This is a genomic window from Pseudomonas sp. PME37.24/025 (assembly GCF_055556615.1).
The window spans coordinates 239105-254098 of record NZ_JBVHNK010000006.1; the positions used below are offsets into that span (position 1 = coordinate 239105).

13 protein-coding genes are annotated in these 14994 nt (G+C 57.7%); 3 read left to right on the forward strand and 10 right to left on the reverse strand.

The genetic code is table 11. The features are described 5' to 3' along the window. Positions 1 to 25: 25 nt before the first annotated feature. The 8 genes from ACZ3HH_RS13220 to ACZ3HH_RS13255 all read right to left on the reverse strand — a co-directional run bounded on the left by ACZ3HH_RS13220 (position 26) and on the right by ACZ3HH_RS13255 (position 6860). Positions 26 to 331, reverse strand: coding sequence for a BufA1 family periplasmic bufferin-type metallophore (locus tag ACZ3HH_RS13220; RefSeq protein ID WP_123360549.1), 306 nt, complete (start codon positions 329 to 331; stop codon positions 26 to 28). A 218-nt stretch (positions 332 to 549) separates the two neighbouring features. After that, positions 550 to 1242 (reverse strand): RES family NAD+ phosphorylase, encoded by a 693-nt coding sequence (locus ACZ3HH_RS13225; RefSeq protein WP_465805184.1) that lies wholly within the window; start codon positions 1240 to 1242, stop codon positions 550 to 552. Then, entirely contained in the window at positions 1236 to 1640 is a 405-nt protein-coding gene (locus tag ACZ3HH_RS13230) for an antitoxin Xre-like helix-turn-helix domain-containing protein (RefSeq protein ID WP_465805186.1), read from the reverse strand. The genes ACZ3HH_RS13225 and ACZ3HH_RS13230 overlap by 7 nt, the downstream gene beginning before the upstream one ends. A gap of 205 nt (positions 1641 to 1845) precedes the next feature. Beyond that, positions 1846 to 2547 carry an ABC transporter ATP-binding protein gene (locus tag ACZ3HH_RS13235; RefSeq protein WP_007906649.1) on the reverse strand — a complete coding sequence of 234 codons (702 nt, stop codon included), beginning with the start codon at positions 2545 to 2547 and terminating at the stop codon, positions 1846 to 1848. Then, positions 2548 to 3315: a high-affinity branched-chain amino acid ABC transporter ATP-binding protein LivG gene (gene livG / locus ACZ3HH_RS13240; RefSeq protein ID WP_465805188.1), complete on the reverse strand. Its 768-nt coding sequence runs from the start codon at positions 3313 to 3315 to the stop codon at positions 2548 to 2550. It abuts the gene before it with no gap. Then, on the reverse strand, positions 3312 to 4580 hold the full coding sequence (locus tag ACZ3HH_RS13245) for a high-affinity branched-chain amino acid ABC transporter permease LivM (protein ID WP_465805190.1): 1269 nt from the start codon (positions 4578 to 4580) through the stop codon (positions 3312 to 3314). Before ACZ3HH_RS13245 ends, livG begins: the two co-directional genes overlap by 4 nt. Then, positions 4577 to 5500, reverse strand: coding sequence for a high-affinity branched-chain amino acid ABC transporter permease LivH (gene livH, locus ACZ3HH_RS13250; RefSeq protein ID WP_008005854.1), 924 nt, complete (start codon positions 5498 to 5500; stop codon positions 4577 to 4579). Before livH ends, ACZ3HH_RS13245 begins: the two co-directional genes overlap by 4 nt. 232 nt (positions 5501 to 5732) lie before the next feature. Continuing rightward, positions 5733 to 6860 (reverse strand): branched-chain amino acid ABC transporter substrate-binding protein, encoded by a 1128-nt coding sequence (locus ACZ3HH_RS13255; protein ID WP_465805192.1) that lies wholly within the window; start codon positions 6858 to 6860, stop codon positions 5733 to 5735. Positions 6861 to 7210: 350 nt separating this feature from the next. On the opposite strand from ACZ3HH_RS13255, the gene ACZ3HH_RS13260 reads away from it, so the two are divergent. Further along, the gene (locus tag ACZ3HH_RS13260; RefSeq protein ID WP_007906642.1) at positions 7211 to 7516 is read left to right on the forward strand and encodes a DUF2288 domain-containing protein; all 306 of its coding nucleotides are present in this window, start codon (positions 7211 to 7213) and stop codon (positions 7514 to 7516) included. Between the two features lie 300 nt (positions 7517 to 7816). On the opposite strand, the gene ACZ3HH_RS13265 is transcribed toward ACZ3HH_RS13260, so the two are convergent. Then, entirely contained in the window at positions 7817 to 10012 is a 2196-nt protein-coding gene (locus ACZ3HH_RS13265; protein WP_465805194.1) for a hypothetical protein, read from the reverse strand. Positions 10013 to 10209: 197 nt separating this feature from the next. Between ACZ3HH_RS13265 and ACZ3HH_RS13270 the strand changes: the two genes are divergently transcribed. Next, entirely contained in the window at positions 10210 to 11106 is an 897-nt protein-coding gene (locus ACZ3HH_RS13270) for an NAD(P)-dependent oxidoreductase (protein WP_465805196.1), read from the forward strand. Here the strand turns inward: ACZ3HH_RS13270 and ACZ3HH_RS13275 are convergent. Next, positions 10997 to 13279: a putative bifunctional diguanylate cyclase/phosphodiesterase gene (locus ACZ3HH_RS13275; RefSeq protein WP_465805358.1), complete on the reverse strand. Its 2283-nt coding sequence runs from the start codon at positions 13277 to 13279 to the stop codon at positions 10997 to 10999. The two genes, ACZ3HH_RS13270 and ACZ3HH_RS13275, sit on opposite strands and share 110 nt — an antisense overlap. A gap of 287 nt (positions 13280 to 13566) precedes the next feature. Here ACZ3HH_RS13275 and ACZ3HH_RS13280 point away from each other — a divergent pair, with 287 nt between their 5' ends. Continuing rightward, entirely contained in the window at positions 13567 to 14916 is a 1350-nt protein-coding gene (locus ACZ3HH_RS13280; protein WP_465805198.1) for a spinster family MFS transporter, read from the forward strand. The last annotated feature ends 78 nt before the right edge of the window (positions 14917 to 14994 follow it).

The following is a 14994-nucleotide window of genomic DNA, read 5'->3' on the forward strand; positions in this document are numbered from 1 at the left end:
GGTCGGCACTCCGGCTGGGTGCTGATTACGACTTGGCTTTGTAGGCTTCCATCTGGCCGAAACCGGTTGGCGAGGTTTTGCTCATCGTGGTGGCGCAGGTGCCTTTAGGCACCAGTTTGAAAGCATTTGGCTGGTAGTCGGTTTTTGCCGTGCCAGCGCAAGTGGTGCCAGCGCCTGCGGCGCAATCGTTGTGGCCTTTCATGGCCACGCCGAAGCATTTTTCCATGTTGGCGTCAGCGGCGTGGGCAGTGGAGACAGCGGCAATGCTCAGGGCAGAACCGAGGGCCAGAACCAGGGCGGTGGCGGACAGGGTGCGGGTGGTAGCAGTCATGATGTTTCTCCGAAATTGAGCTTGGGTTGGCAAGCGTTTGTGCTTGCTTACTGCTCTAGAGAAACGACAGGGCGATGCGTTACAGCGCACCCCAAAACTTTTTCAGAAATTCTCAAAACACCATAAATCCCCTTTGGGAGGGGACTTGCGATAGCGCCATGAAATTCAGTGTTGATGCTGATTGATAGCGGATTCGTGCTATCGCACCAATAAGGTTGTCAGGCAATGCTGATTTTATTGACGCTGGTGATCGATCCGTTCCAGATCATCTCGTAGTGGGCTGTTTGAGTGACTGATGAGATGGGTCTCGGGGTCATGAGGGCCCAGCAGTAGTTCCCATGCATGCGCACGGAGTTGTACCGCAGACCCCGCCACCCAGCATCCTTGATTGCCTTTCCCAAGCAATGGGAGTGCGTGTAATCGACGGGATCGTAGATAGGATCGTTCATCGGGATGGATACGGCATCCTTCATTGCTTCGTCAATGAAAGTGCAGGATAACCCCCGGAAAACAAACCTCTCATAATTGAGACTCTGGACTTTCGACCAATACTGATTCTGATGATGCTGCACCTCAGCCAGCGCGGTTTCCATCGAGGCGGCCAAGTACAACACGCCGAAACTGCCATCGCTGAAACGCGAACCAGCTGGGTTGATATGGGTGAAAGGAGCTGTTGCGTAAGAGCATCCAGGGATGCCAAAAGGAATCTGCGCACGCGGTATCAGCTCAAGCCGACCTAGCTCATTTTGCAGCCTCGGGTTTGTGAGGGCCTGTATCTGATACAGAACATCAAATTCGTCCGCATCCGCCACGTCGTCAAACAACGCGATGGGCGGAAACTTTGAATTGACCAATCGATAGGCCTGCAACTGCTCACCGGGCAATGTCGCCAACTGGCTCACCATCACCATTGTGCGCCTCGCAGCACGTCGATTCGCCGAAACGTCTCATACAGGGAAATCATATCCCCCTGAGACATGATTTCGAGCGGGGTACGCCCGTTGAAGAACTCGTTTTCGTTCGCCATCGCCGGAAAACCATAGACGTTTTCAGGGTTATCAAAGACAAGGCGCAGCGTGGCGTGGATGTTGAGAATAAAACTAATGCGCTGCATCTGGTCTGAATCCAGGCTGACGGACCAATCGGGATCGCGCTGCTTTGCCCGGGAGTACGTACTGCGGGAAATGCGCAGGATACGACAGGCCTGATCGCTCGACGCCTGCCACTTTTCGAGTATGCCTACAGCAGCTCGCAAGCCAGTCACGCATTGGTCTTTGGTGAATCCTTGTGCTTGGAGGGTTGCTGTCATGGTAATCACTTTGGTTTTGTCTGTGGATACAAATATATTGATAATGTATCTGTAGATCAAGCGGCGTTTATTTTTGAAAAATACACACTGATTAAACACACTCCCCCAAATCATCAAAAATCCCCTATGGGAGGCATTGTTGTCAGGTGGGTGGCAGACATAAAAAAAACGGCCCGAAGGCCGTTTTCTTGTTTACCGCAATCACTCAACCACCAAGATACGCTTCGCGCACTTTCGGGTCGGTCAACAGCGCTTCACCTGTCCCTGTCATCACCACCCGGCCGTTCTCCAGCACGTAGGCACGGTCAGCGATTTTCAGGGCCTGGTTGGCGTTTTGCTCCACCAAAAACACCGTTACACCGTCCTTGCGCAGTTGTTCGATGATGTCGAAGATCTGCTGGATGATGATCGGTGCCAGGCCCAGCGACGGCTCGTCGAGCAGCAGCAGCTTGGGCTTGCTCATCAGCGCACGGCCGATGGCGAGCATTTGCTGTTCGCCGCCAGACATGGTGCCGCCACGTTGGGCGAAGCGCTCTTTCAGGCGTGGGAAAAGTCCAAGGACCTTGTCCATCTGTTCCTGATAATCGCCCTTGTCGGTGAAGAATCCGCCCATGGCGAGGTTCTCTTCCACGGTCAGACGGGCAAACACCCGACGACCTTCCGGGACCACGGCGATGCTTTTACGCATGATGTGCGACGAGTCCTGGCCGACGAGCTCTTCACCCATGTAGCGGATGCTGCCGCTGTGGGCTTGCGGCGAACCGCAGAGGGTCATCAGCAGGGTCGACTTGCCGGCACCGTTGGCGCCGATCAGGGTCACGATCTCGCCCTGGCGGACTTCGACGTTGACGCTGTGCAGCGCCTGAATCTTGCCGTAGAAGGTGGAAACGTTTTCGAACTGCAGCATTTACGCTTCCCCCAGGTAGGCTTTGATCACTTCAGGATTGTCGCGGATCTGTTCCGGCGTGCCGTCGGCCAGAGGCGTGCCCTGGTTGATCACGACGATGTGGTCGGAAATGCTCATGACCAGTTTCATGTCGTGTTCGATCAGTAGCACGGTGACGTTGTGCTCTTCACGCAGCATGCCGATCAGCGCCTTGAGGTCTTCGGTTTCCTTCGGGTTCAGGCCGGCGGCCGGTTCGTCGAGCATGATGATCCGTGGGCGGGTCATCATGCAGCGAGCGATTTCCAGGCGACGTTGCTGACCGTAGGCCAGCGTGCCGGCCGGACGGTTGGCGAACGCCTTGAGGTTGACCTTGTCCAGCCAATACTCGGCGAACTCCATTGCCTCGCGTTCGCTTTTGCGAAAGCCCGGCGTCTTGAACAGGCCCGCCAGGAAGTTGGTGTTCAGGTGACGGTGCTGGGCGATCAAGAGGTTCTCGACCGCGGTCATGTCCTTGAACAGCCGCACGTTCTGGAAGGTACGCACCACACCTTTGAGGGCGATCTTGTGGCCGGGCAGGCCTTCGATTGGCTCGCCATCCAGCAGAATGCTGCCGCCGCTCGGTTTGTAGAAACCGGTCAGGCAGTTGAACACGGTGGTCTTGCCGGCGCCGTTGGGGCCGATCAGTGCCACCACCTGTTTTTCTTTGACGCTCAGGGCTACGCCGTTGACCGCCAGCAAGCCGCCGAAGCGCATGCTCAGATTTTCTACTTTAAGGATCTCGCGGCTCATTTGCGCAGCTCCGCTCTTAATTTAAGTTCGGGGCGTTGCATCGGCAGCAGACCTTGAGGACGCCAGATCATCATCAGCACCATCAAGGCGCCGAACATCAACATGCGGTATTCACTGAACTCACGCATCATTTCCGGTAACAGGATCATCACCGTAGCGGCGAGCACAACGCCCAGTTGCGAGCCCATGCCGCCCAGCACCACGATGGCGAGGATGGTCGCCGATTCGATGAAGGTGAAGGACTCCGGTGTCACCAGGCCTTGGCGCGCGGCGAAGAAGCTACCGGCGAAACCGGCGAAGCAGGCACCCAGGGTGAAGGCCGACAGCTTGATGATCGTAGGATTGAGACCCAGCGCACGGCAGGCGATTTCGTCTTCACGCAGCGCTTCCCAGGCACGGCCCAGGGGCATGCGCAGCAAGCGGTTGATGACGAACAGGGCGAACAACGCCAGGAACAACGCCACCAGGTAAAGGAAGATCACCTTGTTGATCGAGTTGTATTCCAGGCCGAAGTACTCGTGGAATGTCTGCAGGCCTTCGGCGGCTTTGCGTTCGAAGGTCAGGCCGAAGAACGTTGGCTTCTCGATGTTGCTGATGCCGTTCGGGCCGCCGGTGAGGCCGGTCAGGTTACGCAGGAACAGCCGGATGATTTCACCGAAACCCAGGGTCACGATGGCCAGGTAGTCACCGCGCAAACGCAGTACCGGGAAGCCGAGCAGGAAGCCAAACGTGGCCGCCATCATCCCGGCGATCGGCAGGCAGATCCAGAAGCTCAGGCCGTAGTAGTGCGACAGCAGCGCGTAGCTGTAGGCGCCTACGGCGTAGAAACCGACGTAACCGAGGTCGAGCAGGCCGGCCAGGCCGACCACGATGTTCAGGCCCAGGCCAAGCATCACGTAGATCAGCACCAGGGTGGCGATGTCCACCGCCCCGCGGGAGCCGAAGAACGGCCAGACCAGTGAGCCGATGATCAACGCAATGATGATCCAGCGCTGGGTGGTCGGCAGGGTCAGGAAAGTACTGGCCTTGGCCGGCATCACCGGCATGTTCGGCGAGGATTTCCAGGCCGAGCTGATCTGCTGGTCGAACAGCACCCGCAGGAACATCAGCACCGAGCACACGGCGATGGTGATCAGCGTTGCAGTGCTGGTGCCATGGACTTCGAGGTTGATGCCGACAATGGTCAGTTTCAGACCGAGTACCGGGTAGGCAACAGCCCACACCAGCAAGGCGCTGAACAACGCCTGTTTAAGATTCCTAGTCATACTTTCTCAACCTCCGGACGGCCCAACAGGCCGGTTGGCCGGAACAACAACACCAGGACCAATAGACCGAACGCCACGACGTCCTTGTACTGGTCGCCGAAGATATCGGCACCAAAGGCTTCCGCCACCCCAAGCACGAGCCCGCCGAGCATAGCGCCGGGGATGCTGCCGATACCGCCCAATACGGCTGCGGTGAAGGCCTTGAGGCCGACCAGGAAACCGGCGTTCGGGTTGATCACGCCGTATTGCATGCTCAGCAGCACGGCCGCGATGGCCGCCAGTGCGGCACCGATGACGAAGGTCAGGGCGATGATGTTGTTGGTGTTGATACCCAAGAGGTTGGCCATCTTGATGTCTTCGGCACAGGCGCGGCAGGCGCGACCCAGGCGAGAGCGGGAGATGAACAGCGTCAGGCCGAGCATGGCGACCAGGGTCACCACGAACACCACGATTTGCATGTAGGAAATCAGCACTTCATGTGCGCCACCTGGCCCGATGGCGAAGTTGCCAGGGATCAGGTTGGAGATGGATTTGTCCTTGGAGTCTTGCGCCAACAGAACCGTGTTCTGCAGGAAGATCGACATACCGATGGCGGAGATCAGCGGAATCAGACGGTTGCTGCCGCGCAGGGGGCGGTAGGCGATCCGTTCGATGCTGTAACCGTAGGCACTGGTAACAACGATGGTCGCGATGAAAGCGGCGGTCATCAATAACGGAACACTCTCGAGTCCCAGCATGGCCAGCCCGGCGATGGCGATGAACGCCACGTAAGAGCCAATCATGTACACCTCGCCGTGGGCGAAGTTGATCATTCCAATGATGCCGTAAACCATCGTATAGCCGATGGCGATCAGGGCATACGTGCTGCCAATGGTCAGACCATTAACCAGCTGTTGGAAAAAGTGATAGATGTCAGGCATTACAGCGCTCCTAAAAACCTGATACGCATTTCACTGGTGGAGTCATTTTCCCGCTCGAGCCCCATGGATCTGCATCCACTTCGAATTCGAGGTTTGCCAGCGAACCGCTGATGACGGTTTTGAGATTTTCAGGTGGGGAGACTGGCGGATCACGCCAGCGCGGCCCAATACGTTCGTAAAACAAAGCCCACGGCACGCCGTGGGCTTTATTGGCAGTCAGTCAGGCAAGGCCTTACTGAGGCGAAACTTCAGTTTTAGGTTTGCCGAAGTGCCACTCGTAAACCACGAACTTGAAGTCCTTCAGGTCGCCCTTCGCATCAAAGCTCAGGTCACCCGTTGGGGTCTTGAAGGTGCCGGCATGGATGGCTTCAGCCACTTTGCCTGCGTCTTCGCTCTTGGCCGTGGTGATGGCCTGGGCAATCACCTGGACAGCGGAGTAGGACGGGAACACGAACGGACCGCTCGGGTCTTCTTTCTTGGCTTTGAACGCGTCAGCCAGGGCGATGTTGGCCGGATCCTGGTCGAAGGATTTCGGCAGGGTCACCAGCAGGCCTTCGGAAGATTCCTTGGCGATCTGCGAAATGGAGTCGTTACCCACGCCTTCCGGACCCATGAACTTGGCTTTCAGGCCTTTTTCCTGGGATTGACGCAGGATCAGACCCAGTTCCGGGTGGTAACCGCCGTAGTAGACGAAGTCGACGTTGGCTTGCTTGAGCTTGGCGATCATCGAGGAGAAGTCTTTGTCGCCGGCATTGATACCTTCGAACACGGCAACCTTGATGCCTTTGGCTTCGAGGGTTTTCTTCACTGCGCTGGCGATGCCTTCACCGTATTGCTGTTTGTCGTGCAGAACAGCGACGATTTTCGGTTTGACGTGATCGGCAATGTAGTTACCGGCAGCAGGGCCCTGGGCGCTGTCCAGACCGATGGTGCGGAAGATCATTTTGTAACCACGGGCAGTGATGTCCGGGCTGGTGGCAGCCGGGGTGATCATGATCACGCCTTCGTCTTCGTAGATGTCCGAAGCCGGTTGAGTGGAGCTGGAGCACAGGTGACCGATCACGAACTTGACGCCGTCGTTGACGACTTTGTTCGCGACCGCAACCGCTTGTTTTGGATCACAGGCGTCATCGTATTCAACGGCTTCGAGTTTCTTGCCGTTTACGCCGCCCTTGGCGTTGATTTGTTCGATGGCCATTTTGGAGCCACTGAACTGCATGTCGCCGTATTGGGCTACAGGGCCGGTTTTAGGGCCGGCGATGCCGATCTTGATGGTGTCAGCGGCGAACGAATGGCTGGCAACCCCGGCCAGAACCATAGCGGCAAACAGTTTTGAAATCTGCTTAGTAGCCTTAGTCATAGTGCTCCACTCTTACTGTTGTAGTTTTTATAGTCCTGGCGCCGCAGCAGCAGAACCGGGTCAGATATCGTCGATATCCTCCGGAAAATGCCCCCGGCAACTGTACCGGTACAGTGTAGAGCGCCGATTGTTAGCCTGGGAAGCTGGCGCCAGGGGGCAAAACCTGAGGGTGTCGCTTTATTGAAAGAAAAAGACAGAATCGCGGCGGGATGTTAGCTGGCTAATACTTGATTCAGCAGCAATCCTTGGCTTTCCTACGTTTTTCAATCGGTAACGCAATTGCATCCGGGTTTTTCTGGCGCAATACCGACGTTATCATTCACGTCGATTTTCTTTGCGGACAGAAACCCATGACTCAAGAACCTAGCACCCTCTATGCCAAGCTGCTTGGTGAGACCGCATCTATTACCTGGAAAGAGTTGGAGCCGTTCTTCGCCAGGGGTGCCCTATTGTGGGTCGATCCAGGCCTGGATTTGATCGCTGCAGCAGAAGCAGTGGCAACCGATGAAGGCGAGAAAGTCGCTGCCTGGCTGGCCGCCGACAAGGTCGCCAAGCTGTCTGAAACGCGGGCGCTGGATCTTTTCGAACGCGATCCGGAGCTTTGGGCCGTGGTGGTTTCGCCGTGGATTCTGATCCAGGAAAGGGCGACGAGCTGAATGCTTGCACTTAATTGGTGCGCAGGTTTGCCGGTTAAAAGTGTGTAGGCGAGTAGCGTGATGGCATGTTGCCGTAGAGAAAGGCCACAGAAGGGTCTTGGCGAGGGTGACGTAAACGTAACGGGAACAGTTTATTGAGCAGCCAATGGACTGCTTAATTGTTTCTGGATGTTGGGATTTGTGCTGATGCTTATGCCGCCATCGCGAGCAGGCTCGCTCCCACAATGTGATCGCATTCCTCCTTGAAAGAACGCGGTCCCCTGTGGGAGCGAGCCTGCTCGCGAATGGCGGTGCCGCGGTTTAAGCGGTCTTGCCCGTATGGTTATTCAAAGAAATAACCTTGGTCTTGCCAATCCGGTGACGGTAAATCTCGCGCAGATACTTGATCGCCTTCTTCACGCAATCCCGAGAGAGGCGGATGTCATTGATCGAGACGAACTTGTCCTTGTCGTTGATCAGCTCACGGTACTTCTTCTCGTACATCGGTTTGATCGCGTACCAGTTGGTATCGAGGATCTTCGCCGGGTTTTCGAATTCGTTGAGCAGTTCGTCGATGCGGCCTTCGTCGAAGTCTTCATTGATGATGAAGTCCAGGATCGAGTTGTCCAGCGTCTCGTCGAAGCGGTACGGGTTTTTCGCGAAGCAGCGCTTGATGAAGGCGACGATCAGGGTCAGAAAGTCGTCCGACAAGCACGGGCTCTTGGCGATGAGGGTGGTCAGCGACAGGTTGGCCGAGGCACCGATCACTAGCGCGTAACGCTTGAGCGTGGTGTTGGGGAACAGGCTGTTGAGATGGGTCTTCAACCGGTTCAGGTCCATGTAGGACAGCTTGTAGTCCTTGGGCAACGAAACAATCGACACCACCGACGAGCAATTCTTGAAGAAGTGCAGGTCGTGCAACGCGGCTGCGTCATAGCCCGAATTCTTGTACTGCTCAAGCGAGGCGCGATAGCGCTTGGACTCGATCGGCAACAGGCTGATGCCTTCGATCGCCTGGGTGACCTTGTTGAAGTGCGGCAGGTCGATGGAGCGGAAGAACAGGTCGTCGATGTTCAGGCGCTGTGGCTCTTTCTCGAACACTTTGAACTTGTCGCTGCTCGGCGGCGGAGTTTCCGGCACCACAGACTCGGCGTAGGCAATCGCCACCGGGCCGGCCAGGCTCATGAACAGGTCGTTGGCATCCAGGCGAATGGTTTCGCCGATGTCGATGCCGGCGCGACGGAAATAGTTCTGGTCGTAGTCGGTGGTGACCGCCTGCGCCGTCAGAATGTTGAAGATCTGCTGTGAGATGTACTGGTTGGCGTGCTTTTCCATCGCATTGACATCAATGTTCTGGATGTTGCCGTCATCGCTTTCTTCGGCATAACGCATGATGTCGTTGGAGATCAGCATCATCGCGTTCCATGGGCGGATACGCCCCATGACGCTGGCTTCGCTGCTGTCTTCATTGGCGAAGTTGTAGGAGAAGTCCCACTCTTCCGACAGGTATTTGCACAGCAGGCGGCCGGCGTTGATGTGCAGCGCCTCGGACATTTCGCTGCGGTGATCGGAAATGTTCGGCAGTACGCAAATGCCGCTGGTGAAGATCGGCTCGAAGACGAAGGAATGACCGCTCTTGCTGTCGTGCTCGTCCATCGGTTTGGTGTCGAACGTCTTGTTCATGTACGAGTGCTGCTGAGCCAGGCCGAACTCCGAGGCCATGCCCGAACCGGTACCGCCGCCGGCACTGAAGATCGAGAAATACAGGCGCGACTGGTTGGCCTTGATCCCGCAGCTGTCGATCAGGTACGAGTGAATCATCTTCCAGTCAGGGCTGGAAAACCGCTGGGTATCCTTGTTCAGGATGATCTTGGCCAGGTACTGGCCGAGGATCGGCGCGTTACCGGCGCCACCGGCGTGGACTTCCGACAAGTCCATGATTTTCATTTTGCTGTAGTCGCGCAAAAAGCCGCTTTTTTCGCCCTTGCGCGAGAAACGGATGCGGCCGGCGATGTCTTTGTCCAAGTCGCCGAGCATCACCAGCGGCTCAACCAGGAACACCGGTTTGCTGGCCTTGTTCGACCCCAGGCGCAGGTTGTTGCGGATCCACTGCGCCGGGCTGTAGCCCTTTTCGGCATAGCGTTTGTCCGGCGACAGGCGGTCTTCGTTGTTGAATTCGTTGAGGTAGAACTTGCGGGCGTTGTACACCAGTTCCGCCACGTCCAGTGCGATGTTCGAACCGCAGCGGCCCAGGCCGATCAGGCACACCGACGGGAATTCCTGATCGCTGTGCTGTTCGCTGTCGCCTTCCAAGTGGGGCGGGCGCGGGAACACAAGGTCGCGCAGGCCGTCGAGGTTGTCGAGGATGCGGTCGGTATTGGTTTCGGTGAAGTACAGGTATTGCTGAGTTGCCAGCGGACGCGACGGGATCAATGGCTTCGACGATGAGGGGCTGTTCGCTGCGGGGCTCAGGGTCAGGTCGGATACCACGGTGGCCGGATTGTTTTTAGAAGTCATTGTGCGCCATATACCTGGACTGGTCGGCTCGGCGACAAGTGTCATCGAGTCATCACGGAATGGGATCTCGCGTCTTTTTACTGCGCGAATGTGGCCCAAGCGTCAGAGCCTGGGCCTGAGCATCGCTCGGGGGAATCCTTTCCTTAATCATGATGAATCGGCCAGTATTCGATGATCTTTAATCAAAAAGAGGCTAAATGATGGCAGCGTTACCTTCGTTGGGGTTTGCCGGTATCGGCCTGATGGGTTTGCCAATGTGCCGACGCCTGTTGGCGGCGGGCTATCCGCTGACGGTGTGGAACCGCAACCCCGACAAGTGCGTAGCGCTGGTCGAGGCCGGAGCGCGGCAAGTGGCGACACCGGCCGAACTGTGTCAGTACGCTGATGTGGTGATGCTGTGTCTGGCTGACACTGCTGTTGTAGGTGAGGTGGTGTTTGGCGCGGCGGGCGTTGCCGAGGGTGCGAAAAGCGGCCAGTTGCTGGTGGATTTTTCCAGCCTGGAACCCACCGCGACGCGGGAAATGGCAAGCGCATTGGCCAGTAAAACCGGTATGAGTTGGCTCGATGCGCCAGTGTCCGGCGGGGTGGTCGGTGCCGAGGCCGGCAGCCTGGCGATCATGGTCGGTGGCGAAGCGGCAGACCTTGAGCGCGTGCGGCCGGTGTTGTTGACCCTTGGCCAGCGCGTGACCCACATGGGCGCCGTCGGTGCGGGGCAGGTGACCAAGGCCTGCAATCAGATGATCGTGGCCTGCAATGCCTTGGTCATTGCCGAAGTGGTGGCCCTGGCCGAGCGTTCCGGGGTTGACGCCCGGCTGATCGCCGAAGCGTTGGCCGGTGGTTTCGCCGATTCAAAACCCTTGCAGATTCTCGCGCCGCAAATGGCCGAAAGCCGTTTCGAGCCGGTGAAATGGCACGTGCGCACGCTGCTCAAGGACCTCGATACCGCCGTGAAATTCTCCCGCGAACAAGGCTCGGCCACGCCGATCAGCGGATTGGCCGCACAACTGATGCGCCTCCATGGGGGGCAGGGGTTCCTGGATAAGGATCCGTCGACGCTAGTGCAGCTATACCGCGAGCCAGACTCAAAGGATTGACGGTATGTGTGTGCTTGCGCTGGTTGATTTCGGCCAGCACCGGACGCAACTCCGCCAGCGGCACCGGACGGCTGAGCAGGTAGCCCTGAACGAAATCGCAGCCATGGCGTTCAAGAAAGTCGTATTGCTCGAAGGTTTCAACGCCTTCAGTGACAACCTGTAAATGCAGGGTGTGGGCCATGACGATGATGGCCTGGACGATTTCCATGTCCTGGGTGGCCTTGGGGATGTCCTGAATGAACGAGCGGTCGATCTTCAACGTGTTTAATGGCAGGCGCCTGAGGTAGGCCAGGGAGGAATAGCCGGTGCCGAAGTCATCGATCGACAAGGAGACCCCGAGGGCGCGAATCTGCCGCAGCAACACCAGGGTATTGGTGATATTGCCCATCAACGCATTCTCGGTGACTTCCAGTTCCAGCCGGTGTGGCGCCACCCCGAAGGCGTGCAGGGCGTGTTCGATTTCATTGGCCAGTTCTTCTCGCGCCAGGTTCAGGGGCGAGCAATTCACCGCGATTTTGAGTTCTTCGCAGTCGTGGCGGGACAGCTCGCCCAAGTCTTCGCAGGCCTTGCGCAGCACCCAGTTGTCCAGGTCGGCGATCAGGCCATTGGCTTCGGCAATGGCGATGAACCGATCCGGCGTGAGTAATCCGTGAACCGGGTGTTGCCAGCGAATCAGCGCTTCAAGTTTGGTGACCTGGCCGATTCTGAGGTCATAGATGGGTTGGTAATACAGCATCAACCCGATGTTTTCGCGCAGGGCGTGACGCAGTTCCTCTTCGAGTTGCAACTCCAGGGTGGCGCGGGTTTTCAGGTTTGAACTGAAAAAATGCAAGGCGTTACGACCGCAATCCTTGGACTGGTACAGCGCCAGGTCGGCGTTTTTCAGCAGTTCTTCGCAGGTCTTGCCGTCTTCCGGAAACAGGCTGATGCCGATGCTGGTGGTCATGACCATACGCCGTCCGGACAACTCGATGGGCTCCTTCATTTTCAGCATGATGCGCTGGGCCATTTGCCGCGCTTCTTCACGGTCGTACAGGGTGATGAGGATGCAGAATTCGTCGCCTCCGAAGCGCGCCACCACGTCTTCGTGACTGCGCACCGAGGCCTTGATGTGGCCGGCCAGGACTTTGAGCAACTCGTCGCCGGCGTCATGGCCGAGGCTGTCATTGATCCGCTTGAAGTGGTCGATGTCCAGGAACATCACCGCCAGCATGCCGCCTTCGTTGGTTTTCTCGATGAGTTTCTCGGCGAAGATCTGATTGAAGCCTCGGCGGTTGATCAGGTTGGTCAAGGGGTCGTAATGGGCCACCTGTTGCAGCGACATGCGCGCCTGATCCAGTTGACTGAGCAGGGCGTTGACCCGCTGCAGGTCATGCTCCTTGTGTTGCAGCTTCTTGTCCGCCAGTGCAGCGCTGATGCTGCTGCCGATGATCAACAGCGTCATCACTGCCACCGTCAGCCCCAGTTGCAGGTGATTGTTGTCGCCGGGCAGCGGCTGAAGGCTGCCAGCGGGCAGCACCAGGTTGAACGCCGCCATGCCGGTGAAATGCATGCTGACGATGCCGGCCCCGAGCACCAGGCTGGCGGTGTATTTGAGCAATTGATGAAACACGCCGGCGCCATCGCGCAGGTGACTGGAAATCAACAGGGCGGCCAGGCTGGCACCGATGGCGATCACAATGGAAAGCACGAACAGCACGGGTTGGTAGTAGGCCATCGCATTCGATCGCAGGGCGGCCATGCCCACGTAATGCATGGTTGCGATGCCCAGGCCGATCCATACCGCGGCCCGCAGGTATTGCCAGAAATTCAGCTGAGGATGGCTGAGGGTATGCATGGCCAGCCACGAGGCGGTCAGGGCGAACAATAGCGAGAGCAGGGTAGTGGGCAGGTGGTAATGGATTTCGATCGGCGCCTGGAACGCCAGCATGCTGATGAAGTGCATGGCCCAGATACCGCCTGCCAGACACCCGGCACCGACCCAGCGCCACAGTCGTTGGGAGGCGGATTTTTCCACATGGCCGACCCGCTCGGTCATGTCCAGCGTGGCGAAGCCGGCCGCGCAAGCCACCAAATAGGCCAGCAACACCAGAAAAGGGTTATGGGTGCAATCGAGTATGACCTGCCCGCTCTCCGGTAGCCCGGTCATGAAATGCAAACCAAGCCACTCCATAGCATGCCCCATCTCTGAATCATCCTGCGCCATGTACGCTGGCGAATGCTTGCAGTATAGAGGCCTTGCATGGAGCGCAAGAGGTGGTGGCATATTAATGCCAATGTTTTTGGAATGGCTTTTAGAACGATTGGAAATAAATTGTTTCATGGCCCGCATGGGTGGCCATGGAGGGGTATCAGGATTACGAATAATTACAGACAGCACTGGCGGGCCTGACTAGATTGACGGTTCCGGGCTCGAATGCGTTGGCAGTGAAGCCCCAATAACAATAAAGAGACGGACCCATGCAGAACTCGACCCAAGCGGCGAATGCCTGGCGCATTCTGTTCCTGCTGTTCCTGGCCAACCTGTTCAACTTCTTCGATCGCACCATTCCAGCCATCATCATCGAGCCGATCCGCATGGAATGGCACCTCAGCGACTTTCAACTGGGGATCATCGGGACCGCATTCACCATCGTTTACGCCATTGCCGGCCTGCCCCTGGGGCGATTGGCCGATACCGGTTCGCGCAGCAAGTTGATGGGGTGGGGTCTGGCAGCCTGGAGCGGGCTGACTGCGGTCAACGGGCTGGTAGGCAGTTTCTGGAGTTTCCTGATCGTGCGCATGGGCATCGGCATCGGTGAAGCCAGTTATGCACCGGCCGCCAACTCGCTGATCGGCGATTTATTCCCGGCTCATCGTAGGGCGCGGGCCATGGGCATTTTCATGCTTGGCCTGCCGCTGGGGTTACTGCTGGCGTTTTTCACCATCGGCTGGATGGTCAAGGCGTTCGACAGCTGGCGCGCGCCGTTCTTTATCGCGGCAGTGCCGGGGCTGATCCTGGCGGTCTTCATGTTCTTCATTAAGGAGCCGAAACGCGGCGCGGCGGAAAGCGTGCAAGTGTCTCAGGAGCGCGTAGACCGGCCGATCCGTCGAGTGCTGGCGGTGCCGACCTTCCTGTGGCTGGTAATGGCGGGGCTGTGCTTCAACTTCGCCACCTATGCCTGCAACTCGTTTCTGGTGCCGATGCTGCAGCGTTATTTCCTGATGCCGTTACAGGACGCGGCGGTGGCGACCGGGGTGATCGTCGGGGTGACCGGGCTGTTCGGCCTGACGCTTGGCGGCTGGATTGCCGATAAGATTCACCAGCGTGTGGCCAATGGACGACTGTTGTTCGCCGCATTCAGCCTGATCATTTCGACTTTGTGCACGGCTTGGGCGCTGCACGCCGGACGCATCGAGATCGGGGTATTTGTTGCGGTGTTCAGCTTGGGTTGGTTGTTCGCCTACAACTTCTATACCTGCGTGTACACGGCGATCCAGGACGTGGTCGAACCGCGCCTGCGGGCCACGGCGATGGCGCTGTTCTTTGCCGGGTTATACCTGTTGGGTGGTGGCTTGGGGCCGGTGGTGGTGGGTGGATTGTCGGATCACTTTGCGCACACCGCGATGCTCTCGGCGGGTGCCGGGCAGATGACTGAAGCGTTCAAGGCTGTTGGTTTGCATGATGCGATGTACCTGATTCCGGTGGCGCTGTTCTTTACCATGGTGTTTCTGTTTTTGGCGTCGCGGTGTTTTGTCAGGGATGCCAAGCGGATGAAGGAAGGGTTGGTCGCGGTGGTTGAGCCTGTGGGTTCTGCGGCGACGGCTTAACCGCATCGCGGGCAAGCCCGCTCCCACAGTGATCTCGGTTGCTCACAAAACTTGTATTCAGCCGAAGTCCTGTGGGAG